The organism is Nocardia sp. CA-145437 (assembly GCF_050956485.1).
GTDB lineage: Bacteria > Actinomycetota > Actinomycetes > Mycobacteriales > Mycobacteriaceae > Nocardia.
Map to the genome: position 1 here is coordinate 6,430,054 of NZ_CP191204.1, position 22,735 is coordinate 6,452,788.

Here is a 22,735-nt window from a genome sequence, read left to right on the forward strand (position 1 = left end):
GTCAGCGTCCCTTCCAGACCGGCGGCCGCTTCTCGGCGAAGGCGCGCAGGCCTTCTCGCAGGTCCTCGGATTGTTGGAGTGCGGTCAGATAGGGCATCTGCTTCGCCCAGGCTTCCTCGTCGGTCCAGCCCTGGGAGTCGACGACGATCTGCTTGCTCGCCCGCACCGCCAGCGGCCCGGCGGCGCAGATGTCGCGGGCCAGCTCCAGCGCGCCGTCGACCGCCCCGCCCGGTTCGGTGAGCCGGTTGATCAGTCCGAGTTCGGCGAACATCGTGGCGTGCCAGGGCTTTCCGGTCAGGATCAGCTCCATGGCCAGGTGATACGGAATCCGCTTGGGCAGCCGGAAACAGCCGCCGCCCATGGCCACCAGCGATCGCGCGGCCTCCGGCAGGCCCAGGGTGGCGGTGCGCGAGCAGACGATCAGATCGCAGGCCAGGCACAGTTCGAGGCCGCCCGCGAGGGCGTGGCCCTCCACCGCGGCGATGATGGGTTTGACCGGCGGCCGGGCCATGATGCCGAAGCCGCCGCGGCGTTCGGTGACGCCCATATCGCCGGTCGCGGCGGCGATCAGATCCTGTCCGGCGGAGAACACCAGGTCGGAGCCGGTGAGGACCGCGCAGCGCAGCGCGTCGTCGGCCTCGTAGCGGTCGATGGCCGCCTCCAGGGCGCGGGCGGTCGCGCCGTCGAAGGCATTGCGGCGTTCGGGCCGGTCGATCCGGATGAGCAGGATCCCTTCGTCGACGACGTCGGTCACGATGAGATCGGGCCGGTCAGACATTGCGCTCACGTCCTTCCCAATATGGTTGGCGCAGTTCGTGTTTCATAACCTTGCCGACCGGGTTGCGGGGCAGGTCGGTGACGAAGTCGAAGCGGCGGGGGCGTTTGTACCCGGCCAGCCGTCCTTCCAGGTGGGCCAGCAGTTCGGCCTCGGTCGGCGCGGATCCCGGCGTCGCGACGATGTAGGCCAGCGGCTTCTCGCCGAAATCGTCGTCGGGGATGCCGATCACCGCGGCGTCGATCACCCGCGGGTGCGTGACCAGGGCCTTCTCGATCTCGGCCGGATAGATGTTGACCCCGCCCGCGACGATCATGTCCTTGATCCGGTCGGTGATGAACAGGAAGCCGTCGGCGTCGAGGTAGCCGACGTCGCCGGTGCGGTAGAAGCCGTCCTTGATCACGTCCTCGCCGAGCGGCGGACCGCCGAGATAGTTGCGCAACACGATCGGCGTATTGACCGCGATCTCCCCGGATTCCCCGGCGGGCAGCCGATTCCACTCCGCGTCGACGATGGCGATCTCGACCCCGTCGAACGGCAGGCCGCTGGTGCCCGGCTTGGCGATCTGATGCTCCGGCGCGGTGTAGCTGATCATGCCGGGTTCGCTGGCGCCGTAGCTCTCCCACAGCACGTCGTCGCCGAAGCGCTCGACCACCCATTCCTTCAGCGACTGCGGGACCGGTGCGGCCCCGGTTCCGAGGTGCCGCACCGAGGACAGGTCGTAGCGGTCGAGTACCGCGCCGGGCAGTTTCTGCAGGCGCAGCAGCATGGTGGGCACCGCGATCCAGGACTGGATGCGATGCTCGTGGATGAGCCGCAACGCCGCCTCGGCGTCGAAGGGATCCAGCGTGACCACGGTCCCGCCGCGCCCGCACGCCGACGCCGTGACCGCCGGTCCGGCGCCGTGATGGATCGGCATGGTGAGCAGTGCCCGCACCGCGTCGGGCAGGGGCGGGACGGAGGCCACCGAGGTCAGGAACCGGTACAGGCGTTCGGGATCGGTGACGGTGGCCGGGTCGGTCGGCGGGACGCCGCGCGGGCGGCCGGTGGTGCCGGAGGTGTAGAGCACGAGAGCGGGCCGAGCCGCACCGAAACGAGCCGGGGCGTCCGGTGTTTCGAGCAGATCCTCGTAGCGGACCCCGGGCGCGCCCGCGGTCTGGCCGACGGTGATCAGCAGGCCGACCATGTCCGGATCCCATCCGGTGACGTCGATGTCATTGCAGGCCAGCCCTTTCGCACCGCTGTCGCGCAGGATGTACAGCGCCTCGTCCGGGGTCAACCGCCAGTTCACGGCCACCTGGGCCACGCCGAGCTTCTGCAGGGCGCGCTGGACGACGAAGTACTCCGGCGCGAGCCGGAACCGCGTGCCGATCCGATCGCCGCCGGTCAGCCCGCACCGGGCCAGGCCTTCCGCGACCCGGTCGGCCGCGTCGTTCCATTCCCGATAGGTCAGCACGGCGCCGCCGCTGACCACCGCGGGTGCGTCCGGTCGATGGACGGCCCAGAACTCCGGGGATCCCATGTCGGGTGTGTTCACCATTCCTCCTCGCGTGCGAGCACGTGTACGGCGCAGACCGCGCCGATTCCGACCATGTGCGCCAAGCCGATTCGCGCATCGGGGTGTTGCCGCGGCCCGGCTTCGCCGCGCAGCTGGACAGCCAGCTCCGCGATCTGCCCGACGCCGGTCGGCCCGATCGGATGTCCCATGGACAGCAGCCCGCCGGAGGTGTTGACCGCGACCTTGCCGCCGATATCGAAATCACCCCGGGCCAGGGCGGCCGCGGCCCGGCCGGGCTCGCACACCTGCATCGCCTCGAGATAGACGAGCTCCTCCACCGTGAAGGCGTCGTGCAGCTCGATCAGATCCACGTCGTCGATGCTCACGCAGGCCGCCCGCAACGCCTCGGCTGTGGTCTCCGCGGTCAGGGCGGCGTCGAAATTCTCGGTGCCGTAATAGGTTTCCGACCGCAGCGCCGAGGACCGCACCCGCACCGCGCGACCCCGGTCGAGGCCGAGGTCGGTGATCGCCCGTTCGGAGACGACGATGGCGGCGGCCGCGCCCTCCCCGATCGGACAGCACTGCAGGCGGGTGAGCACGCCGCTGAGGGCCGGCGGGGCCAGCACCTCCTCGAGCGTTCTGGCCCCGGGGCGCTGCGCGTTCGGATTGAGCGCGGCATTGCGGCTGTTCTTCACCGCCACCCGCGCGATCTGTTCCGGCGTCGCGCCCGTCTCGTACATGTACCGCGAGGCCAGCAGCGCGAAGTGCGAGACCGGCAGCAGCCGATTCCCGACCAGGTCCTCCAGCCCGGCGGCGCGGGCGGGCATGGTGAGGTTCAGCGGCTTGTCGACGCCGACCGCGATGGCCACATCGTGCAGGCCCGCGGCGACATCGAGGTACGCCTGCCGGAAGGCGCTCGACCCCGACGCGGAGGCGTTCTCGACCTGCACCATCGGGATGCCGGTCGCACCCAGATGCCGATACATCAAGCGCGACAACGCCATCGAGGTGGTGGCGGTTCCGGTGTACGCGGTGTCCACCTGATCCCACCGCAGGCCCGCGTCGGCGAGCGCCGCGCGGACGGCGGTGACGCCGAGCTCCGGATACGGTGTGCGGCCGGGCTTCCGATAGGGATGCAAGCCGACGCCGATGACCCACACCGGCCGCAGGTCCGTGCTCATGCCCGCACCTCGCTCCCGGCCGGAACCGCCGCGAAGGCGGGCTCGACCATCTCGGCGTCGTCGCGCCGCACGACCCGCCAGCGCGCGGCGACCCGATCGCCGATCCGCGGCGCGGGCGAGTCGGGGTGGGTCAGCGCGCGGATCAGCGGCCCCTCGTCGAGCACGATCTCCGCGACGGTGAACGGGGCCGCGCCGAGCGGGTCGACCGCCACCTCCGCGACCGCGAACACCACGCCTTCCGCGCGCAGGGGCCGCGCACGCAGCCGCCCCTCCCCCGCGCCGCACATCTCGCAGCCGAGCCCGATCGGCGGGAAGTACACCCGGCCGCACGCCTCGCATTCGCAGCCGAGCAGCACCGGATCGTCCGGTAGCGGGTCATAGAGCCTGGGGTTGACGGCAACGCGCATCGAGACCTCGCAAACTTACTTGTTGAGCGTTCAGTAAGTGTGAAACTAGCAGTGATCCCCGCCACCGGGAAGGGCTCTTGCCGAAATTGCCCCACGACCTCGCATCCCGGCCCGTCGAGCCACGCCACCGGCGTCGATAGGCCGAATCCGCCCAATCCCCGATTCCGCCGCTCGCGCATATTGCGAGCCCGGTCACAGCTGTGGCAGAGTGAGCCCCGCAATATTGAGACTAGTTAGTCTCACAACTTGGGGATTCAGGGTGAGGAAGTGGGTCGATGAAGACCAGGCGACTGACCGGGCGGCTCGTACGCTTCGGGACGGTGTCCATCACGACGCTGGTGGCGGCGGCATTCACGGTGGGACCGGCGCACGCCGATCCGGCCGCGCCGACGCCGCCCTCGATCGCGCCGGCACAGGTGCTGCCACTGCCGCCGGAACTCGATCCCGGCTTCTACAACCCGCCCGCCGACGTGATCGCCGCCGCCGCGCCCGGCGAGATCATCGCGGCCCGGCAGGTCAATCTCGGCAACTTCGGGCTGATCCCGCTGAACGTGGACGCCTGGCAGGTCTCCTACCGCTCCAACAACAGTCGCGATGAGGCCATCGGAGCGGTCGCCACCCTGATCAAGCCGCGCGGCACCGCGCCCGCGCCGCGCAAGCTGCTCTCGGTGCAGATCGCCGAGGACTCCACGCAGGGATATTGCAGTCCCTCCTATGCGCTGCAACACCTTTCGGCCGCGCCGTTCCTCGGGCAGATCGTCGCGCCCGCCGAATTCCTCTTCGCGCAGGCCGCGCTGCAGAAGGGGTTCGCGGTCGTGATCCCCGATCATGAGGGCCCGAATTCGGCGTACGCCGCCGGGCCGCTGGCAGGGCGCATCACCCTCGACGGCATTCGCGCCGCCACCTCGTTCGCGCCGCTCGGCGTCGGCGCGGGCGCGCCGACCGCGCTGTACGGCTACTCGGGCGGGTCGATGCCCACCATGCACGCCGCCGAGATGCGCAAAACCTATGCGCCGGAACTGAATATCGTGGGCGCGGCCTCCGGCGGCACCGGCGCGGACCTCGGCGCGGCACTGCTCATGGCCAACAATCAGGCCACCGCGGGCCTGGTGCTGGGAGCGGTCCTCGGGCTCTCGCGGGAGTACCCGGACTTCAGCGCGCTGCTGGACCAGAAGCTCAACCCGCTCGGCCAGCTGCTGCGCACGGTGAAAGCGCCGTTCTGCGTGCAGTACCAGACCGCGCTGCTGCCGTTCCTCAATATCACCGGCATGATCAACTCCCCCGACCCGCTCGCCGAACCCGCTGTTCAGGCCATGCTCGAGGACACCCGCCTGGGCAAGAGCCTGCCGGACATGCCGCTGTTCGTGTGGCACTCGCGCTGGGACGAGATCCTGCCGTTACCCGCGGCCGACAAGCTGGTCGACACCTACTGCGCGCAGCCCGGAGCACAGGTCACCTACACCCGGGACTGGGCCAGCGAGCATGTCATCGGCGAGGTCTCCGGCGGACCGGCCGCGCTGCTGTGGCTGTTCGATCGCTTGAACGGTATTGGCGCGCAACCGGGCTGCTCCACCACCGACATGCCGTCCATGCTCGGCACCCCCGGTGAGCTGCAGTCCCTGGGCGAGACGCTGGGTGAGACCTTCGCCTCATTCTTCGGCAAACCGATCGGCGCCTGATCAGCGGGTTCGGGTCAGGGTGCGGTAACGACTCATTCGCATAAGTAACACTCGGATCTCCGGTTACGACGTCTCCGTGTGAAGACGGCCCGCTCAGTCGCTGGGCCTGACAGTTCACTTGTCGGGGTGAAATGGGGATTCGGGCATGGATATTCGCGGGTTCGCGAAACGACATAAGATCGCATCGGCGGTCGCCGCTCCCGCGGTGCTGGGTGTGGCGGCCGCGATAGCGGCCACCTACGCGCTGACGGGGCCGGATTCGAAGCAGGCCGATCCGGCGCTGACTTCGTCGGTCACCGAATGCCATGACATGGTGACCATCTCGGTGGCCGGACGCAACGACTCGCCGCAGTCCGGGACCACCAAGATGCTCGTCGACGCGAACGGCAACGAACTGCCCGCCGCCCTGTCCGACGACTACCAGAGCCACTGGGTGGACCCGGTGGTCAACGCCCCCGGCGGCTCGGTCGACTCCAATTCGTATTCGGCCGTCTACATCTCCTATCCCGCGAACCTGAACAGCTACGAGGACGCCGTCAATACCGGTGTCGCCAATACCGAGCAGGTCATGCGGGATATTTCCGCGGCCTGCCCGAACACCAAATACGCGATCGTCGGCTATTCCGAGGGCGCGGACGTGGTGCGGCGGGTGGCCATGCAGATCGGCCACCAGAGCGCGGGCGCGGACGGCAAATACGGGATCGTGGATCCCGGCAATGTCGCGGGCGTGGTGATCCTCGCCGACGCGGGCCGCACCGCCGGGGAAGGTCCGTTCCCGGGCGCGAAGGACCCGAGCCGTCCGGACAACTTCAACCAGAGCTACCAGACCGGCAAGCAGGTCGCGGGCGGACAGGGCGCGCTGCCCGACCAGGCCGGTGACTTCGGCGCGCTGAACGGCCGCATCGCGTCCTTCTGCTCCGACGGCGACCTCACCTGCGCGGCGCCGAAGAACATCTCGCTGCTGCAGCTCGCCATCAATGTCGGCCGCCAGATCAATGCCGACCAGATGCAGAACGAGGGCCTCAACCCGACCACCGGCATCGACGTCGCCGTCGTGCTCGGCAAGATCGCGGGCGACGCCTTCGCCGACATCGCGCACAACCCGGGCTGGTGGACCAGCAAGGAGACCTTCCTCGACGTGCTGCTCAAGGTGTCGCAGCCCGGCTACCAGGCGAACCAGCAGAACGCGACCCCGGTGGCCGCGGACAATATCGCCGCCGAGAACATGTCGCCGCTGGCGTACCTGCCGCAGAAGGTGTTCAACGAGGTCATCGGGCTGATCACCACCAATCAGAACACCATCCCGGTGATCATGAACGACCCGTACAACCTGACCCTGGGCCCGAACGGCACCGGCCACCACTTCGACTACTGGCACGACTCCAACCCGGACAACGGCAAGCCCGTCAGCTCCGCCGAGTACGCCGCCGCCTGGCTCACCGAACTGGCGAAGCAGGCCCAGGCCCACCAGCTCGACCCGAAGACGCTGACCACCACGCCGACCCCGACCACCACCTCGAAGGCCCCGGCCGCGCTGGCCGCCGCCCCGAAGTCCGGCGAGGCCGCCACCACCACACCGGCGACCGGAACCACGACGACCACCACCACCCCGGCCCCGGCCGTCACCACCACGACGCCTCCGGCCACCACGACGGTCGCCCCGGACACCACCACCGCGCCGGTCACCACCACGCCCCAGGTGACCACCACCGTCCCGACGACGACACCTGTCGTCACCACCACCACCGCGGCGCCTACTACCACGCCCACGAACTGACAGCGCAGCAACGCGCCCGGCATCCCTCGGATGCCGGGCGCGTTCTGGTTTCGTCACCCGGGGAGACGGGTCAGCGAATGGTGAACCAGACCAGGCTGCCCAGCCCCGCGATCAGGCAGTAGACGGCGAAGGGGGTCAGGGTCTTGGTCTCGAAGTACGCGGTCAGGAACTTGACCGAGATATAGGACAGCACGCCCGCGACCACACTGCCCGCCACGGCCGGACCGAGGATGGCGTGGTTCTCGGGCTTGAACAGCTCCGGCGTCTTCAGCACGCCGGCCGCCAGGATGACCGGGGTGGCCAGCAGGAACGCGAAGCGGGCGGCGTCCTCGTGGCGCATGTCCTTGAACAGGCCCGCCACGATGGTGCTGCCGGAACGGCTGATGCCCGGGAAGAGCGCGGCGATCTGGGCCGATCCGATCAGGGTGGCGTCGCGCATGGTCAGGCGGGACAGGCGCACGTCCGAGGCGCGGTCCGGGTCGGTCATCGGCAGCACGATGGTGTCCTCCATGGACACGTCCCGGCGGCCGGTCGGGCCGGCGAGCACGAAGTCGGCCTCGGGCTCACGCTTGCGCATGATCTCCGCGGACAGCAGCACGAAACCGTTGATCGCCAGGAAGATCGAGGTGGGCACGGGAGTGCCGAGATAGTTGCGGACGATCTTCTCCAACAGCAGTCCGGCGAGGCCGACCGGAATCGTCGCCACCACCAGCAGCACGCCCAATCGCGCTTCGGGCGTGCGGATCTCGCGGGTCAGCGCCACATCCCACAGGCCGCGCAGGATGCGCACCCACTCCCGCCGGAAGAAGATCACCAGGGCCAGCGCGGTGGCGACGTGCATGGCCACCAGCAACGCCAGGTACGGGGAATCCTTGGCGGACATGCTCAGATCGTCGGCCCACTGCCCGCCCACCCAGGCCGGCAGCAGGATGCTATGGCCCAGGCTGGAGACCGGGAACAGCTCGCTCACCCCTTGCAGCGCGCCGACGACGATCGACTCCAGGTAACTGATGGCCATTCGAATTCCTGTCGGGCGGTGGTGCGGGGACCCGAACACCCCGATGGCGCCGGGGCAGCTCGCCTGGCGAGGCTACCGGAAGCAATCCAATTGCGCGGCGCGGCGTCCGGCAGCGTGGAATACTTCGGCGATATGCAGTACAGGGGATTCGGTAATCCCGATGTCGGCGAGGATCCCGAGTTAGCTCAGGCCCGCATCTTCCTGGACGAATTGGAAAGGCATGTAGTCAAACTGACGCGGCGATTACACACCGCACCCACCGCGGAAGCCCGGCAAACGATCTCGGCCGAACTTTCCACGGTGCGCAAGTATGTCGATCGCATTCACCGCAGATTTCCCGGCATCGCCGTCGCTCATTGATCGAGCCGCGGCCGCCAGCGTTCGGCGGAACGGACCATGTCCAGGCCCACCCGCTCGAGATAGTCCCCCATGCCCAGCAGCCGCAGCCCGGCGGGCGTGGCCACACCGAGCGCGTCCGCGCCGTGCCGGGCCTGGGCCGCCAGCCGCTCGTTGACCTGCGCCCCGGCGAGAGTGGCTCGGTACCAAGCGGACTCGTCGATCACGTAGCGGTCGCGGCGGGTGCCCGGGTCCCGGTCGCGGCGGATCAGCGCCCGCTCCTCGAGCCGCCCCACCGCCGCGGACACCGTCGCGGGGCTCACCCGCAACTGGGCCGCCAGCTCGGCGGCGGTGAGACTGCCCGAGTCCGCGGCGTACAGCCGGGCCAGCACCGCGGCGGCCATGCGCGGCATCCCGAACTGCGCGAACAGCAGCGCGAAGCGGTCGCTGACCTCGGTCAGCAGCACCGGATCGCGGCCGTATTCGTCGACGCCGGAAGGCTTCTCGACGGGTTTGGGGCGCGGCGTGCGGCGGCGCGACCGCACCGCGGTGGCGGCCTGCGCCAGCTCCGCGCGGTAGCGGCCCGGACCGCCGTTGCGGGTCACCTCACGGCTCACGGTGGAGGTCGGCCGGGACAGGCGACGGGCGATCTCGGCGTAGCCGAGGCCCCGGGCCAGACCGGCGGCGATGAGGCGGCGATCATCGGGGCTGAGTCTTCCTCCGGGCACGGAGCGGCTCCTTCATCACATGCCGCCGAGGCGGCGCGGCATCACCCTATTGCAACACGAAAACCGCCCGGTGGGCGCCGCAAATGATCATCATGACAATCGAAAACCCTTGGCACACTTGCATTATCCTGTTCGTGACGGCATTCGGTCTTCACCCCGGTTGGGAACGCAACGTAGCGTTCGCCATCAGTCGAACAGCCAGCGCTTCACAATCCGGTCAGGTCGGCCAGCACCGTGAAGTCCATGATGTCCGCGCCCGCCAGGTACACCGGCTGCGTGGTGTGCGCCCCGCGCACCCGCACCTCACCGCGCGGGCCGCCGTAGCTCACCCGCGCCGCGCCACGCTCGATGAGCCGCACGTCCAGGCTGTGCGCCGCCTCCGCCAGCGAGGCGAACAACAGCAGACCCTCGTAACAGGATTCGCCGATATTGTTCAGCGCCGGCGCCAGCTGACCGAAACGGGAGGTGTAGCGGCTGCCGAAGGCCATCGCCTCACGCGACACCAGGCTCTCGAAATAGCCACTGGCGGTGAACAATCCGCGCGCGCTGTCCGGACCGCCCGCGTAGAGCACGTCCTCGCCGATCATCATGCTCAGCCGCAGGCGGCTCTCGTCCAGCCCGGCCGCCGCGAAAGCCTGATTGAACGCCGCGCAATCCGCGCCGACCATGAAGAGCAGCACACCCTCGGCGGGCGAACTGCGGATGAGGTCCAGCGCCGCGGCGAAATCCCGGCTGCCCAACGGCACGAAAACCTCACCGACCACGTCGATATCGCTCGTGTCAGCGAATTCCCAAGTAACCCTTGCTGTTTCACGCGGCCAGACATAGTCGTTGCCGACGATGCACCAGCGGCGCACCCCCAGCTCGGCACGGAACCAGCGCAGCGCGGGGAACAACTGCTGATCCGGGGTCTCCCCCACCATGTAGACGCCGTCGGAGTCCTCGCCGCCCTCGTAGAAGGTGGTGTAGATGTAGGGCACCCGGCCCGCGGTGTACGGGGTGATGGCCTTGCGCGCGTTCGACAGGTGCCAGCCGACCACGCCGTCGATCATGCCGCGGCTCACCATCCGGTCGATCCGCGCGGCCAGCACCGGCAGCGGCGCGCCCGCGTCCACCGGATGCAGCCGAACCGGGCGGCCCAGGATCCCGCCCATCGCATTGATGTCCTCGACGGCCAGCGCGGCGCACGCCTCGCAGGAGGGCCCGAAGATGCCGGCCGAACCGCTCATCGGGACGACCAGGGCCAGGTCCACCGTCGCCCGGCGCGACCGGGCCGCACGTGGCGTCATCGATCATCACCGCCGTCCGAATGCCCACGGATCCGCCCGCGCGTCCACCCGGGACCACGCGGTGCGAGACGAAGGGGCACGATAGCACCGTGAACAGTCCTGACGCGCGCGAGCTCATGTTGCTCGCCGGTGAGCGCACCATCGCCGAACGCGGGCCGCATGTGGCCCTGCGCGATATCGCGGTGGCGGCGGGACAACGCAACAACTCCGCGGTCCACTATCACTTCGGTTCCCGGGACGGACTCATCGCCGCCATTATCGAACGCCATCAGCCCGCATTGGAATCCCGCCGGACCGAACTGCTCGCCGAGCACGAGTCCTCGGGCGCCCCGGACAGCGTCGCCGCGCTGGTCGCCATTCTGGTGCGGCCCATGTTCGACGTGCCCTACGCCGAGGGCTCGACGCATTACGCGCGGTTCCTGGAGCAGGCCCGCGCCCATCCGGCGGTCACCGGACCCAATCTCAACGAAAAGCGTTGGCAGACAACACGAGTGCTCGTCGCCAGGCTGTATCATGCACTGGCGGAACTGACTCCGGCGCAACGCCGGTACCGGCTGCAGGCCATGACCACGGTCATGTTCGCCCTGCTCGCCGACTACGAGCGGTACGTGCTGCCCACCGAGATCGAACGCGACGAGGTGCGCGACAGCATCATCGCCATGATCGTCGGACTACTCAGTGAACCGGTGAACCACCCCGGTCAGGGGGCCGCCGTCCGGGCGTCCGGATCGAAGCCGCCCGGCACCTCGTAGACCACACCGCCGAAGGTGATGCCGAAGAGCCGGCCCGCCGAGAAGCCTTGCGCGCCACGGCCGTACTGCACCGCGCTGGTCAGCCGCGGGCCGGCGCCGAGCACGCAGTACCGGCCCGGAGCGTCGATCCGCACGACCTCACCCGACAGATTGAACGGCAGCACCGGGCGCTCCGCCGAATCCAGGGTGAGCCCATCCGCGGCCGCGAGGGCGTCACCGCCGGACAGGTCCAGCAACGACTGCGGAGCCCACGGGGCATCGGTGGGTATGCGACTCACGCCCGGATTGGCGAAAGTCCGCGACACGTACAGGTAGGAGCCATCCCGGTTCAGCACGGCGCCATTGGCGCTGGGCAGACTGCCCCAGTCGGCCTGCACCACGCCGTTCGGATTCACCCGGCCCACCAGCGAGCCGAAATCATTGGTCGCGTAGACGGTTCCGTCCGCCGCCACGTCCATACCGTCGCCCGCCGACAACCCGGCCGCGAACGGAGCCACCGCCCCGGTGTCCGGGTCGACGGTCACGATGCCCGCCTGCCGCAGCGAATCACCCACGAGGACACGGGGATCCGCGCCGTATCCGACCAGCAGCCGGCCGTCCGGGAGCCAGGCCAGCGCACCCGCCCCGCCGGAGGGCACCCGCGCGATCGGCACCGCCGGTGCGCCCGGGGCGTCGATCCGGAAGACCCGCCCGCTCACCAGATCGGTGACGAACGCGCGCCCGGCCGGGTCGACGGTGATGCCTTCCAGCGCGGTCCCCGGCAGATTCGCCACGGTGACGGTCGGCCCGCCCGCGCTCGCGCACACCGGTGCGGCATTCGCGGGAGTCTCGGCGAGAGTCGACCAGGCCGCGGCCGCGAGCGTGGCGAGAGTCAGTGCCACCGTTTTCCTTGCACCCATGCCCTACCTCGCACTATCGGTCAATTGATCAAGAATTCGGGGGAATCACGTCCGCCGATGTCGATCGGTTCACTGGAAGCGACGCGCTCCGGTCACCGGCATATTCGACAGCGGTGAGACCTTCACCCCGGAACCATAGTCACTGGCGTGAATGATCTTTCCATCGCCGAGGTACATCGCCGAATGGCCACCACCGTAGTAGGAGACCAGATCGCCCGGCTCCAATTCGTCGATCCCGACCGGGGTTCCCGCGGCGAGCTGTGAATAACTCGTGCGCGGCAGTTCCACGCCCGCCTCTCGATACGACCACTGCACGAAACCGGAGCAGTCGAAGGAGTCCGGGCCGCTCCCGCCCATGCTGTAGTTCGCGCCGAGTTTGGTGCGGGCCGCCTCGACCGCGCGCTCGCCCGCCGTCTTCGGCATCGCCGCGGGCACCGTGGTGCGGGTGGCCGCGGAATCGGTCACGCCGGGGATTCCGGTCAGCGGGGGCAGGGCGGCGGGCACCGCGAAGGTGCCGAGACCGGCCACCGATACCGTGCGCGATACCGGCGCGGGGGCCTGGATCACACCGGTCGGGGCGGCGACGGCAGGAATGGCGACGGCAGGGGTGCCGATCGCCGGGGGCACGATGGCCGGGCGCAGCGACTCCGGGAGCAGTGACTGCACCGGCGCCGGGTCGGGCATCGTGTCGGCCGGGGCGATGACGATGTGCTGCGGCGCCACCGTCATCCGGGGGGCGTCCGGCTCGCCGATCGCCGATTCCGGCGTGGGAGAAGTGGTTCCGGCCGCGGGGGGCAGAATGCCGATCGCGGGGGTCACCCGGCCGAGCGGGGCGGCGATCTCGTCCGGGATGTCGATCGCCCCGATACCGGGGATCGTCACCGGCGCCGCCTGCGCCTGGCCCGCCGCGAAGAACAGGGCGGCTCCTATGGCTGCAGCTCCGAGGACTCCTGTCACCAGGGTCCGCAGGCTCAGCCGCGGAAGTAATCGAACCTTCTGTCTATCACCGTTGGTTTCCATGAGCGGTCGTCCTCCGATCAAGCCGTGAGAGCTATCCGGTTTCCGTCCATCACGCGAAATTCTTCGGTACTGCCAGCAGATCCGAGAATGCATATTTCGCCGGAACGTCGGAGGTGGCAATGAATGACATGCGTGTTATTCATTACGAAACGGTAACCATTGACGGCTGTGTCCAATTGGACACAGCCGGTTTCCAACCAATTCGACACCCCCGAGCGAGCCTTCACGGGCGCGTCCCGCGCGCGTGTGAGACTGATCGAGGAAGCTGCCCTCCCCATCAACAGGAGGTTGATCGATGACCAAATCCCCTGCGCTAGGCAACCTTCCCGAGCCACTGGTGATCACGCTCGGGAATCTCAAAGGAGGCGTGGGCAAGACGACATCCGCCTTCTTCCTCGCCTCGTATTTCACTACCGCGCACGAACTTCGAGTACTGGTGATCGACGCCGACCCGCTGAGCCAGACCGGGTACTCCTGGTATCGGCGACTACAGAAGGCCGAGGTCGACATTCCCTTCGAATTGCTCGCCTTCCCCTCGCGGCACGTGAATGACTGCATCACCGACAATTCCGCGAACTACGACGTGATCATCGTCGACGCCGGCGGTGAATCGGCCGACATCTTCAAGGCCGCCGTCCCCGTCAGCGACGAACTCATCCTCGTCACCAGCGTCAGCCCCTCGGAAGTCAAACGCGTCCCCAGTACCTACCGCGCCGCCGAGGAAGCGGCCGCCGAGCACGAGAAGGCCGTTCGCGTGCGTGTGCTCATGACCAAGGTTCCGGTCACCATGAAGAACGGCGTCAACGTATCCACCGAATACCGCACGCAGCGCGGCAATCTCGAGGACGCGGGCTACGAGGTCTTCGACTCCTACGTCAGCGCCTGGAAGTGGTATCGAGAGGCCGCCGACGGCGAAGTCGGTGACGGCGCCGAGAACCCGATCGAGGATCTCGGCGAATACCGGGCCGTCGGCGACGAGCTGGTGCGCGACTACATCGAGTCGTGCGTGCCGGCGGAGGTGTCGGCCTGATGCCACCCCAGCGGAGAAAGACCTCCATCGGCGGCGGCCTGGGCCGCAACCCGCTCTCCGACGAGGCCGAGCACACTCCCCCGGTGTCCCCGCTGCGCGACGCCAAATGGCCGCGCACACCGAAACTCTCACCGGCCGCCACTACCGTCCTCATGGCGCCGGCCGCGCCCGCGGCGGCCCCGGCGGAAGCGGCGGCGGCGCCCGCCGCCACCGCGACCGCCACCCTGACGCCCGAGACGGTGGCGGCCGAACCCGTGGCGGCGCAACCGGTCACGCCCGCGCCGAAGATCCCGGCGGCACCGAAGATCTCGGCCGCACCGAAGGCTCCGGCGCCGAAGCCGGTGGCGCGCGAGGCCACCCCGGCGGCGGCCGAGAGCACGCCCGGCGTGCTGGATCTGCCGCTGCCCACGACGGGTGGCGAAGGACCGCTCAGCCGCAGCGAGTCCGATCAGCTCGAGGTGTGCGAGTCCTCCATCGACGCGCTGCGGGTGGCCTTCTGGACCGCCGGGCGCGCCCTGCAGATCGTGCGCGACGGCCGGCTCTACCGCGCCGACCACGCCACCTTCGACGAGTACGTGGAGAAGCGCTGGGACATGCAACGGTCCTACGCGCACAAGCTGATCCGGGCCTGGCCGCTCGCCGCGCGCCTGCACCCGGTCGCGCCCGCCCTCAACGAGGGCCAGATCCGCGAGCTGCTGCCGGTGGCCGCGGCCTACGGCGAGGACGCGGCGGTCACCGTGTACACCACGCTGGCCGCCGACGTGAAGGTCACCGCGGGCAAACTCCGCGAAGCCGTCGCCGTCCTGCCCGACGACTACGACGAGGGCGCGGTCGTGCAGCGGCTGCGCGCGTGGCTGCGCGGGGACCTCACCGAGGAGCAGCCCGCCACCTCCGACGTGTTCAGCGCGGTCGAATCCCGGCTCACCGCACTCACCCAGAAGGTGGTGAAGGGGTCCGGGGAGCATCCGGTGGCCGCGCGCGAATTCGCGGCCAAACTCCGGACGCTGGCCGAACTCATCGAGCGGCAGATTCCGGCAACCGGCCGAATGCCGGACGTCGATTAGCTCGCGACAGCACCCGCCGAAAGGGCCCGGCCGAAAGCCGGGCCCTTTCGCTGTAATAGCAAAAGCCTATTCAATTTCGCGAGAGACACCTCTCGAACCTCTCAGTGGCTACGCCCCCGAACCCACGGAAACCCGCAGCCTCACACCCGAACTCCAGACGACTCGGAGCGACGCTCACCGTAGGCGCGGTCGTCGCGTATCAACCGGCAGTCATCGGCAGGCTCATGCCCGCGCGCGCCCAATGAATCACGACCCACCCCCGCCCCGCCCCCGATGAACTCTCGGCCTCACCCCCGTGCGAACTCTCGGCGTCACTCGGAACGCCAGTCGGCTCAGCGCTTCACTCGCATCACCCATGGCTCAGGGCCTCACCCGCACAGCCGTGGCGCGGCTCCTCGCCCGCACCGCCTATTGACGACCCCTGATATGCGAGAAGGGCTCCCCGTTGAACGGGGAGCCCTTCTCGGTGCGTTGTGGCTATTCGCCTACGGCGCGGCGTTCGCGGGCGCCGGCGGCTCGCTGGCGGGTGGCGCGCGCCTCAGCGGCGTCGAAGAGGTCGAGGTGCTCGAAGAACGGGTCCTCGTCGTCGGGTTCGACCAGAACGGCACGGCGCAGCTGGGTGCGGGTCTCGTCGCGGTCGGGGCGGGGGCGTTCGCGGGTGCGGCGCTCCTCCTCGGCGTCGGCGTCGGACTCGGTCTGCGTGCGGGACGCGCGGGCGGCGCGGCGGCGGCGGATGTCCTCCTCGATGCGAACCTGCTTGCGTAGGTAGGCGAGGTAGGCGACCAGCACGGTGCCGGACAGCGCCGCGAGCCACCACAGGATCGAGGAGATGGCCACGCCGGAGGCGGCGAACAGCAGGCCGGCGAGCACCAGGCCCAGGACGGCGCGCTGGCGGAAGGTGTAGCGGGCCGCGCGGGCGGCGGCGTCGGCCTCGGGGTCGAATCCGCCGCGTCCGCGCCGGGACGGCACGAAATCCTCGTCCTCGTCGTCGGATTCCGGCTCCGGCTCCGGCTCGGGGTCACGCAGCGCGGGGGCGCGGGAGACCCGCTTGCGGGGCTCGGCCGCCGACACCTCGGCCACGGCGGCTTCCGGCTCAGCGTCGTCGGTCTCGGCCGCGGCATCCACGATCTCGGATTCTGTCTCATCCGTGGCGGTTTCGGGGTAGGTCTCGGATTCCGCTGCGGCGGGCTCGGATTCGGCGGCGTCCTCGTCCGCGTCGTCGGCGCCCTCCGGGTCGGTCGAATCCGTCTCGGGCTCCGGCAGTTCGGCGCTCACCGCGGCGACGACCTCGTCCTTCTCGGCTACGGTTGCTGCCGTCGCGGCCGCGGCGGCGGCGGTGAGGGCTTCCGGTTCGGCGGGGCTGTCGTCCGATCTGGTCATCCGATCCTCCGGATCCTCATTCGGGTGAAGCTTTCTGCGAACCGGCACGTAGTCCGGGTCGGTGTCATGTCCGGTCGCCGGACCTTTCCTGGTGCGTCGCTTGGCACCACCGCGATGCAACACTCGTGTCGAGAGGGCGGCGTCGGTGTGCTGCCGGATGCGGGGATGGCGATTGGCCAGCATCGGGAAGAGCACGAAGACCCAGAGCACCACCAACCCGATCCACAAGATCGAATTCGGCATTGGCCCTTACACCTCCGTCCCGCCCTGTTGTCTGTCCCTTCTGATCGGAAAACAGACGCACCACCGACGTGCGTAGGTTAATTCCACGCCGTGGGTATTCCCCTCAGGCGCGCCGACCACACACGCAACACTAGTCACACGAATTCGGTCGCGAAAACTCTCACACGCCGCGCTCAGCGAGTTATCAGGCTTTGCTGGCGCGCCCCGCACGAATCAGCCTGTCCACCACGGTCCCCGAAACCTCCTCGACCGTCATGCCGACCAGCAGATGATCCCGCCACGCGCCGTCCACGTCGAGGTAGCGCTGCAGCATGCCCTCCTCGCGGAAACCGACATTGCGCAGAACCGCCTGACTGGCAAGGTTTTCCGGCCGCACCGTGGCCTCCACCCGGTGCAGGCCCACCTCGCCGAAGCAGTGGTCCAGGCCCAGGGCCAGCGCCGCGGTGGCCACGCCCTGCCCGGCCAGCTCGCTCGACACCCAGTAGCCGATCCACGCCGACCGCAGCGCGCCGCGCACGATATTGCCCACCGTGAGCTGACCGCTGAACTGGCCGTCCACCTCGATGACGAGCGGAATCATGGCGCCGCGCCGCGCCTCGGCCTTCAGTGCCGACCACAGCGCGGGCCAATTGCTGGAGTGGTTACGCGCCTCCCACGGACCGCGGCCGGTGGGCTCCCACTTCTCCAGATAATCCTTGTCCCGGACCCGGATCCGGCCCCACGCGGACGCGTCCCGCAGGCGGATCGGCCGCAGCGTGACCGTGCCCGCCGCGACCCGCACCGGACCCAGATGCGCTGGCCAGCCCGGATGCTGGGCCGAACGGAAGACGTTCACGCTGAATCCATTCGCCATGCTCGGGTGCCCTGCGTGGTGACGCGACCAAGCGCTGGGTGGAGGAGCGACGCCTTCGGGCCCTGACCGATCATGTCGGGCCTCACCCACGCTGAGCCAGGAACGCGACCTGGACCTCGTCACCGGTACGCACCTCGGTGGTCTCGGGGTCGATCACGATCAGGCTGTTGGCCTCGGCCATGGTGGCCAGCAGATGCGAGGACGCCCCGTTCGGGCCGCCCAGCGGCTGCACCAGGTAGTCGCCGGTCTGCTCGTCGCGCATGAGCTGCGCGCGCAGATAGCCGCGGCGGCCCGGGATCGAGGCGATCGGCAGGATGGTGCGCGCCCGCACCATGCGCCGCATGGGGTGACGACGGCCCAGCGCGATCCGGATCAACGGCCGCACCATGACCTCGAAAACCACCAGCGCGCCAACGGGATTCGCGGGTAGCAGGAAGGTCGGCACCTCGTCGCGGCCGAGCAGGCCGAAACCCTGCACCGACCCGGGATGCATGCCGACCCGGGTGATCTCCAGCTCGCCGAGCCCCTCGAGGGCCTCGCGCACCTGCTCCGACGCCCAGCCGCCGACCGCACCCGCGATCACGACCACCTCGGAGCGGACCAGCTGGCCCTCCACCACGTCCCGCAGCCGCTTCGGATCAGCACTCACGATGCCGACCCGGTTCACGTCCGCGCCCGCGTCGCGCGCGGCGGCGGCCAGGGCGTAGGAGTTCACGTCGTAGACCTGGCCGGGTCCGGGCGTGCGGTCGATGTCGACCAGCTCGCCGCCCACCGACAGCACCGACAGCCGGGGCCGCGGATGCACCAGCACCTTGTCCTTGCCGACCGCGGCCAGCAGGCCCACCTGGGCCGGGCCGATGATGGTGCCGGCGCGCACGGCCAGATCGCCGGGCTGCACGTCGTCGCCGATGCGGCGCACGTAGTCCCCGGAGCGGACCGCCTCGTAGACCTTGACCCGGGCGCGGCCGCCGTCGGTGTTCTCCAGCGGCAGCACGGCATCGGCGAGGGTGGGCAGCGGCGCGCCGGTGTCCACGCGTACGGTCTGGCGGGGCTGCAGGCGGATCGGCTGGCGGGAACCGGCCGCCACCTCGCCCACCACCGGCAGGCTCAGGAGCACCGAATTGCCGTCCTCGTCACGGATATTCGCGCCCGCGCCGGCCACATCCACACTGCGCACGGCGTATCCGTCGATGGCGGCCTGGTCGAAGCCCGGCAGCGGGCGCTCGGTGACCACATCCTCGGCGCACAGCAAACCCTGTGCCTCGCTGATCGCGACCCGGACCGGCCGTGGGGCCACGGCCGCGGCGGTCACCTTGATCTGCTGATCCTCAACCGAGCGCATGCCGCCCTTCCGTTGTCGCGCCTGCTCGTCGCCTCATTCGCACGTGGTCAGCTGCGGATTCCAGTCCGGACCGAGCCGCTGCTCGAGCCACTCGCGCAGAGCGGGACCGTATTCCTCGCGTTCCAGAGCGAAATCGACCGCAGCACGAAGATAACCGCCAGGGTTGCCCAGATCGTGCCGCGACCCACGATGCACTACGACATGAACCGGGTGGCCTTCCGCGATCAGCAGCGCGATGGCGTCGGTCAGCTGCAGTTCGCCGCCCGCACCGGGGGTGATGCGACGCAGCGCGTCGAAGATGGCGCGGTCCAACAGGTATCGCCCGGCCGCGGTGAAGGTGGAGGGCGCCTCGTGCACGGCGGGCTTCTCCACCATGCCGTTGACCTTGAGCACGTCACACGGGCCGTCGGGCAGTTCCTCGACGTCGAAGACGCCGTAGGCGCTGACCTCTTCCTTGGGCACGTCGATGGCGCACAGCACCGAACCGCCGTAGGTGTTCCGCACGTCGGCCATCAGCTCCAGCACGCCGCCGGGCAGCACCAGGTCGTCGGGCAGCAGCACCGCGATGGCGGTCTCGTCGGCGTCGAGCACCGATTCCGCCTGCGCCACCGCGTGACCCAGGCCCAGCGGCTCCTCCTGCACCACCGAGGTGACGTCGAGCAGGGCGGGGGCCTTGCGCACCTTCTCCAGCAGATGGAACTTGCCGCGCTCGGCGAGGGTGCTCTCCAGCACCAGGTCCTCGACGAAATGCGCGACCACACCGTCTTTTCCGGGCGAGGTCACGATCACCAGCCGATTGGCGCCGGATTCCGCGGCCTCGGCGGCGACCAATTCGATGCCCGGGGTGTCGACCACCGGCAGCAACTCCTTGGGAACCGTCTTGGTCGCGGGCAGGAACCTGGTGCCGAGCCCGGCCGCGGGGACCACCGCGGTGCGGAAGCACGACTCGGTTCCGCCGCCAGTAGCTGTCATGAATTTCACCCTATCCATCCGTCATATGCCCGAGAGTGGCTCGTGGCCGCCTCGATATCCCCGAGAGCCTAAGGGGCGAGGACGGCAGGAGCGCACCGAACGCCGGACCGAGGGCGTTCTCACCGACCGACCCGTTCTTTTCATTTGGCGTTCGTCGCACTGTGACCTCCCTCGTACCCACTGGTTGTTGACTGACACCCATGACCGATCGTGAGGATTCCCACAACCCCGATTCCACGCCGGACAACCCCGACACACCTACTGTCAGCACCCCTGACACCACCCGGGCGGTCAGCCGCCGCCGATTGTTCGGCGCCTCCGCCGTCGCGGGCCTGGCCGGACTGGCCGTCGGCGCGGGCGGCGCGGTCGCGCTGAAGAGCTCCGGATCCACCGCCGCCGCCTGGCCTCGCTCCGCCGAACTCGTCACCACCCCCGACCGCGCCGCCGCGCCCCGGGTCTCCGGGCTGCACCTCCAGTTCGGGGCCGACGCGGCCCGCGAGGTCGTGGTCACCTGGCACACCCTCGGATCGGTCAGCGCGCCCACCGTGCGCTACGGCACCGCCGACTCCGGATTCGGCACGGCGGTTTCCGCGCGGACCCGCACCTACCGGGATGCCAAGTCCGGCATCGAGATCCAGGCCCACCACGCCCGGCTCACCGGCCTGTCCCCCGACACCGACTACGTCTACGCCGCCGGGCACGACGGCGCGCCGCCGGAACTGGGCACCATCCGCACCGCGCCCGTCGGGCGCGCCAAGTTCCGGTTCACCAGCTTCGGCGACCAGGGCACACCCACCGTCGGCAAGATCGTCGACGGCAAGGCCCTCAACGACAACCTCGGCTCCCAGTACGCCGGCGACATCACCTCCGCGGTGGAATCACTGGCCCCGCTGTTCAACCTGGTCAACGGCGACCTCTGCTACGCCAATCTGTCCACCGACCGCATCCGCACCTGGAACGACTGGTGGGCCAACAACTCTCGCTCGGCCCGCTACCGGCCCTGGATGCCCGCCCCCGGCAACCACGAGAACGAACTCGGCAACGGGCCCATCGGCTACCAGGCGTTCCAGACCTACTTCACCGTCCCCGACGCCGGGAGCGAGGAACACGCCCAGGGACTGTGGTACTCGTTCACCGTCGGTGGCATGCGGGTGATCGCGGTCGCCAACGACGACGTCTGCCTGCAGGACGGCGGCAACAGCTACGTCAAGGGCTACTCCGGCGGAGCCCAGAAACGCTGGCTGGAAAGCGAACTGGCCGGGGCGCGCGCCGACCAGGGCATCGACTGGGTGGTGGTGTTCATGCACCAGGTCGCCATCTCCTCGGCCGACAAGGCCAACGGCGCGGACCTGGGCATCCGCGCCGAATGGCTGCCGCTGTTCGACAAATATCAGGTCGACCTGGTGTTGTGCGGGCACGAACACCATTACGAGCGTTCGCATCCCGTGCGCGGGACGACCGGGTCCGAGACCCTCACCCCCAAGCCCGCCGACACCCGCAAGGACGTCGTCGACACCGGGAAGGGCACCGTGCACCTGGTGATCGGCGGGGGTGGCACCTCGGTGCCGTCCAATCACCTGTTCTTCCCGGGCGACAGGTGCCGGGTCATCACCGCCGTCGGGAACGCGGATCCGGCGACCGGCAAGAAGGTCCCGACGTATGTGCTGGAGGACGCGCCCTGGTCGGCGTTCAAGGACGCCGAACATCCCTACGGCTTCTGCGCTTTCGACGTCGACCCCGGCACACCCGGCGGGAACACCACCATCAAGGGCACCTACTACGCCCTCACCGGGCCGACCAGCGAGCTGAAGGCCGTCGACACCTTCACCCTGACCCGGCCGCGCGCGGACCGCTGAGCGCGGCGGGCGCGGATCGCCCAGAGCGGCCGCCCTAGGGTGGAAGCGTGACGGACGAGCGGGACAAGACGGCGTGGCGCGCGGAGATCCTCGCGCGCCGCAAGGCCCTGCCCGCCGAGGTCCGCGAGCGCGAGGCCGCGGCGCTGGCCGCCGCGGCCGGACGGCTCGCGGACAGCGGCTGGGTCTGCGCCTACGTGCCCGTGGGCGGCGAACCCGGCTCGGTGGCCCTGCTCGACGCGCTGCGGGCCGCCGGCGCCCGGGTGCTGCTCCCGGTCACCGGCGAACCCGGGCCGCTCGCCTGGGCCGAATACACCGGGCCCGACGGGCTGCGCCGCGGCCGGTTCGGGCTGCGCGAACCGGACGGAGACCCGGTCGCGGACGGAATCTCGACGGCCTCGACGATTCTGATTCCGGCGCTCGCGGTGGATCGGCGCGGGGTCCGATTGGGACGCGGAGCCGGTTATTACGATCGAAGTCTGAACGCCGCGCGCGCCGACGCGCGATTGATCGCCGTGGTGCGCGACGACGAACTCGTGGACCGTTTGCCGGAGGAGTCACACGACCATCGAATGGGGTGGGCACTGACCCCGTTCGGCGGGCTGCGCCGCCTCGGAGATCGAGCCGGGAATTGACACC

General features: G+C 69.5%; 21 protein-coding genes. 8 read left to right on the plus strand and 13 right to left on the minus strand.

The features are described from left to right. Window position 1 precedes the first annotated feature (1 nt). Genes ACQPYY_RS29950 through ACQPYY_RS29965 form a run of 4 tightly spaced genes read right to left on the minus strand, consistent with a single transcriptional unit; the run spans window position 2 to window position 3,861 of the window. A complete protein-coding gene (locus ACQPYY_RS29950; protein WP_433591850.1) occupies window positions 2-778 on the minus strand; it encodes a crotonase/enoyl-CoA hydratase family protein in 777 nt (258 codons plus the stop codon). Further along, entirely contained in the window at window positions 771-2,312 is a 1,542-nt protein-coding gene (locus tag ACQPYY_RS29955) for a class I adenylate-forming enzyme family protein (RefSeq protein ID WP_433591851.1), read from the minus strand. The genes ACQPYY_RS29950 and ACQPYY_RS29955 overlap by 8 nt, the downstream gene beginning before the upstream one ends. Beyond that, on the minus strand, window positions 2,309-3,454 hold the full coding sequence (locus ACQPYY_RS29960) for a thiolase family protein (RefSeq protein WP_433591852.1): 1,146 nt from the start codon (window positions 3,452-3,454) through the stop codon (window positions 2,309-2,311). The genes ACQPYY_RS29955 and ACQPYY_RS29960 overlap by 4 nt, the downstream gene beginning before the upstream one ends. After that, a complete protein-coding gene (locus ACQPYY_RS29965) occupies window positions 3,451-3,861 on the minus strand; it encodes a zinc ribbon domain-containing protein (RefSeq protein WP_433591853.1) in 411 nt (136 codons plus the stop codon). The genes ACQPYY_RS29960 and ACQPYY_RS29965 overlap by 4 nt, the downstream gene beginning before the upstream one ends. 275 nt (window positions 3,862-4,136) lie before the next feature. On the opposite strand from ACQPYY_RS29965, the gene ACQPYY_RS29970 reads away from it, so the two are divergent. After that, a complete protein-coding gene (locus ACQPYY_RS29970; protein ID WP_433591854.1) occupies window positions 4,137-5,540 on the plus strand; it encodes a lipase family protein in 1,404 nt (467 codons plus the stop codon). Between the two features lie 145 nt (window positions 5,541-5,685). Then, window positions 5,686-7,317 (plus strand): cutinase family protein, encoded by a 1,632-nt coding sequence (locus ACQPYY_RS29975; protein ID WP_433591855.1) that lies wholly within the window; start codon window positions 5,686-5,688, stop codon window positions 7,315-7,317. Window positions 7,318-7,387: 70 nt separating this feature from the next. On the opposite strand, the gene ACQPYY_RS29980 is transcribed toward ACQPYY_RS29975, so the two are convergent. Further along, complete coding sequence (locus tag ACQPYY_RS29980; protein WP_433594766.1) at window positions 7,388-8,341, minus strand: undecaprenyl-diphosphate phosphatase; 954 nt, start codon at window positions 8,339-8,341, stop codon at window positions 7,388-7,390. Between the two features lie 12 nt (window positions 8,342-8,353). Here ACQPYY_RS29980 and ACQPYY_RS29985 point away from each other — a divergent pair, with 12 nt between their 5' ends. Then, a complete protein-coding gene (locus ACQPYY_RS29985) occupies window positions 8,354-8,695 on the plus strand; it encodes a hypothetical protein (RefSeq protein WP_379095911.1) in 342 nt (113 codons plus the stop codon). Here the strand turns inward: ACQPYY_RS29985 and ACQPYY_RS29990 are convergent. Together ACQPYY_RS29990 and ACQPYY_RS29995 are read right to left on the minus strand one after the other, a co-directional pair. Further along, entirely contained in the window at window positions 8,689-9,399 is a 711-nt protein-coding gene (locus ACQPYY_RS29990; RefSeq protein WP_433591856.1) for a MarR family transcriptional regulator, read from the minus strand. The two genes, ACQPYY_RS29985 and ACQPYY_RS29990, sit on opposite strands and share 7 nt — an antisense overlap. A 206-nt stretch (window positions 9,400-9,605) precedes the next feature. Further along, window positions 9,606-10,688: a substrate-binding domain-containing protein gene (locus ACQPYY_RS29995; protein ID WP_433591857.1), complete on the minus strand. Its 1,083-nt coding sequence runs from the start codon at window positions 10,686-10,688 to the stop codon at window positions 9,606-9,608. Between the two features lie 89 nt (window positions 10,689-10,777). Here ACQPYY_RS29995 and ACQPYY_RS30000 point away from each other — a divergent pair, with 89 nt between their 5' ends. Beyond that, on the plus strand, window positions 10,778-11,440 hold the full coding sequence (locus ACQPYY_RS30000) for a TetR family transcriptional regulator (protein ID WP_379092763.1): 663 nt from the start codon (window positions 10,778-10,780) through the stop codon (window positions 11,438-11,440). Here ACQPYY_RS30000 and ACQPYY_RS30005 read toward each other — a convergent pair. Together ACQPYY_RS30005 and ACQPYY_RS30010 are read right to left on the minus strand one after the other, a co-directional pair. After that, window positions 11,389-12,339: an SMP-30/gluconolactonase/LRE family protein gene (locus ACQPYY_RS30005; RefSeq protein ID WP_433591858.1), complete on the minus strand. Its 951-nt coding sequence runs from the start codon at window positions 12,337-12,339 to the stop codon at window positions 11,389-11,391. The two genes, ACQPYY_RS30000 and ACQPYY_RS30005, sit on opposite strands and share 52 nt — an antisense overlap. 69 nt (window positions 12,340-12,408) lie before the next feature. Continuing rightward, on the minus strand, window positions 12,409-13,359 hold the full coding sequence (locus ACQPYY_RS30010) for an NlpC/P60 family protein (protein WP_433591859.1): 951 nt from the start codon (window positions 13,357-13,359) through the stop codon (window positions 12,409-12,411). 295 nt (window positions 13,360-13,654) lie between these two features. On the opposite strand from ACQPYY_RS30010, the gene ACQPYY_RS30015 reads away from it, so the two are divergent. Continuing rightward, window positions 13,655-14,389, plus strand: a complete 735-nt coding sequence (locus ACQPYY_RS30015; RefSeq protein WP_379092754.1) for a ParA family protein — start codon at window positions 13,655-13,657, stop codon at window positions 14,387-14,389. Continuing rightward, on the plus strand, window positions 14,389-15,453 hold the full coding sequence (locus tag ACQPYY_RS30020) for a hypothetical protein (protein ID WP_433591860.1): 1,065 nt from the start codon (window positions 14,389-14,391) through the stop codon (window positions 15,451-15,453). Before ACQPYY_RS30015 ends, ACQPYY_RS30020 begins: the two co-directional genes overlap by 1 nt. 477 nt (window positions 15,454-15,930) lie before the next feature. Here ACQPYY_RS30020 and sepX read toward each other — a convergent pair whose 3' ends face one another. From sepX to ACQPYY_RS30040, 4 genes are all read right to left on the minus strand, one after another. Continuing rightward, window positions 15,931-17,076, minus strand: coding sequence for a divisome protein SepX/GlpR (gene sepX, locus ACQPYY_RS30025; RefSeq protein ID WP_433591861.1), 1,146 nt, complete (start codon window positions 17,074-17,076; stop codon window positions 15,931-15,933). Between the two features lie 184 nt (window positions 17,077-17,260). Continuing rightward, entirely contained in the window at window positions 17,261-17,929 is a 669-nt protein-coding gene (locus tag ACQPYY_RS30030; RefSeq protein WP_357280638.1) for a GNAT family N-acetyltransferase, read from the minus strand. Window positions 17,930-18,011: 82 nt separating this feature from the next. Then, window positions 18,012-19,271: a molybdotransferase-like divisome protein Glp gene (gene glp, locus ACQPYY_RS30035; protein ID WP_357280640.1), complete on the minus strand. Its 1,260-nt coding sequence runs from the start codon at window positions 19,269-19,271 to the stop codon at window positions 18,012-18,014. Window positions 19,272-19,304: 33 nt separating this feature from the next. After that, on the minus strand, window positions 19,305-20,243 hold the full coding sequence (locus ACQPYY_RS30040; protein WP_379092744.1) for a UTP--glucose-1-phosphate uridylyltransferase: 939 nt from the start codon (window positions 20,241-20,243) through the stop codon (window positions 19,305-19,307). A 200-nt stretch (window positions 20,244-20,443) separates the two neighbouring features. Between ACQPYY_RS30040 and ACQPYY_RS30045 the strand changes: the two genes are divergently transcribed. Together ACQPYY_RS30045 and ACQPYY_RS30050 are read left to right on the plus strand one after the other, a co-directional pair. Continuing rightward, the gene (locus tag ACQPYY_RS30045; RefSeq protein ID WP_433591862.1) at window positions 20,444-22,099 is read left to right on the plus strand and encodes a purple acid phosphatase family protein; all 1,656 of its coding nucleotides are present in this window, start codon (window positions 20,444-20,446) and stop codon (window positions 22,097-22,099) included. 47 nt (window positions 22,100-22,146) lie between these two features. Next, a complete protein-coding gene (locus ACQPYY_RS30050; RefSeq protein WP_433591863.1) occupies window positions 22,147-22,731 on the plus strand; it encodes a 5-formyltetrahydrofolate cyclo-ligase in 585 nt (194 codons plus the stop codon). Window positions 22,732-22,735: the final 4 nt, after the last annotated feature.

Excerpts from the sequence above, each read along its gene's own strand:
- ACQPYY_RS30015 (WP_379092754.1), top strand. The coding sequence starts at position 13,655 with ATGACCAAATCCCCTGCGCTAGGCAACCTTCCCGAGCCACTGGTGATC.
- ACQPYY_RS30020 (WP_433591860.1), top strand. The coding sequence starts at position 14,389 with ATGCCACCCCAGCGGAGAAAGACCTCCATCGGCGGCGGCCTGGGCCGC.
- glp (WP_357280640.1), bottom strand. The coding sequence starts at position 19,271 with ATGCGCTCGGTTGAGGATCAGCAGATCAAGGTGACCGCCGCGGCCGTG.
- ACQPYY_RS30030 (WP_357280638.1), bottom strand. The coding sequence starts at position 17,929 with ATGGCGAATGGATTCAGCGTGAACGTCTTCCGTTCGGCCCAGCATCCG.
- ACQPYY_RS30005 (WP_433591858.1), bottom strand. The coding sequence starts at position 12,339 with ATGGGTGCAAGGAAAACGGTGGCACTGACTCTCGCCACGCTCGCGGCC.
- ACQPYY_RS30045 (WP_433591862.1), top strand. The coding sequence starts at position 20,444 with ATGACCGATCGTGAGGATTCCCACAACCCCGATTCCACGCCGGACAAC.
- ACQPYY_RS29950 (WP_433591850.1), bottom strand. The coding sequence starts at position 778 with ATGTCTGACCGGCCCGATCTCATCGTGACCGACGTCGTCGACGAAGGG.
- sepX (WP_433591861.1), bottom strand. The coding sequence starts at position 17,076 with ATGCCGAATTCGATCTTGTGGATCGGGTTGGTGGTGCTCTGGGTCTTC.
- ACQPYY_RS30010 (WP_433591859.1), bottom strand. The coding sequence starts at position 13,359 with ATGGAAACCAACGGTGATAGACAGAAGGTTCGATTACTTCCGCGGCTG.
- ACQPYY_RS29970 (WP_433591854.1), top strand. The coding sequence starts at position 4,137 with ATGAAGACCAGGCGACTGACCGGGCGGCTCGTACGCTTCGGGACGGTG.
- ACQPYY_RS29995 (WP_433591857.1), bottom strand. The coding sequence starts at position 10,688 with ATGACGCCACGTGCGGCCCGGTCGCGCCGGGCGACGGTGGACCTGGCC.
- ACQPYY_RS29965 (WP_433591853.1), bottom strand. The coding sequence starts at position 3,861 with ATGCGCGTTGCCGTCAACCCCAGGCTCTATGACCCGCTACCGGACGAT.
- ACQPYY_RS29975 (WP_433591855.1), top strand. The coding sequence starts at position 5,686 with ATGGATATTCGCGGGTTCGCGAAACGACATAAGATCGCATCGGCGGTC.
- ACQPYY_RS30040 (WP_379092744.1), bottom strand. The coding sequence starts at position 20,243 with ATGACAGCTACTGGCGGCGGAACCGAGTCGTGCTTCCGCACCGCGGTG.
- ACQPYY_RS29960 (WP_433591852.1), bottom strand. The coding sequence starts at position 3,454 with ATGAGCACGGACCTGCGGCCGGTGTGGGTCATCGGCGTCGGCTTGCAT.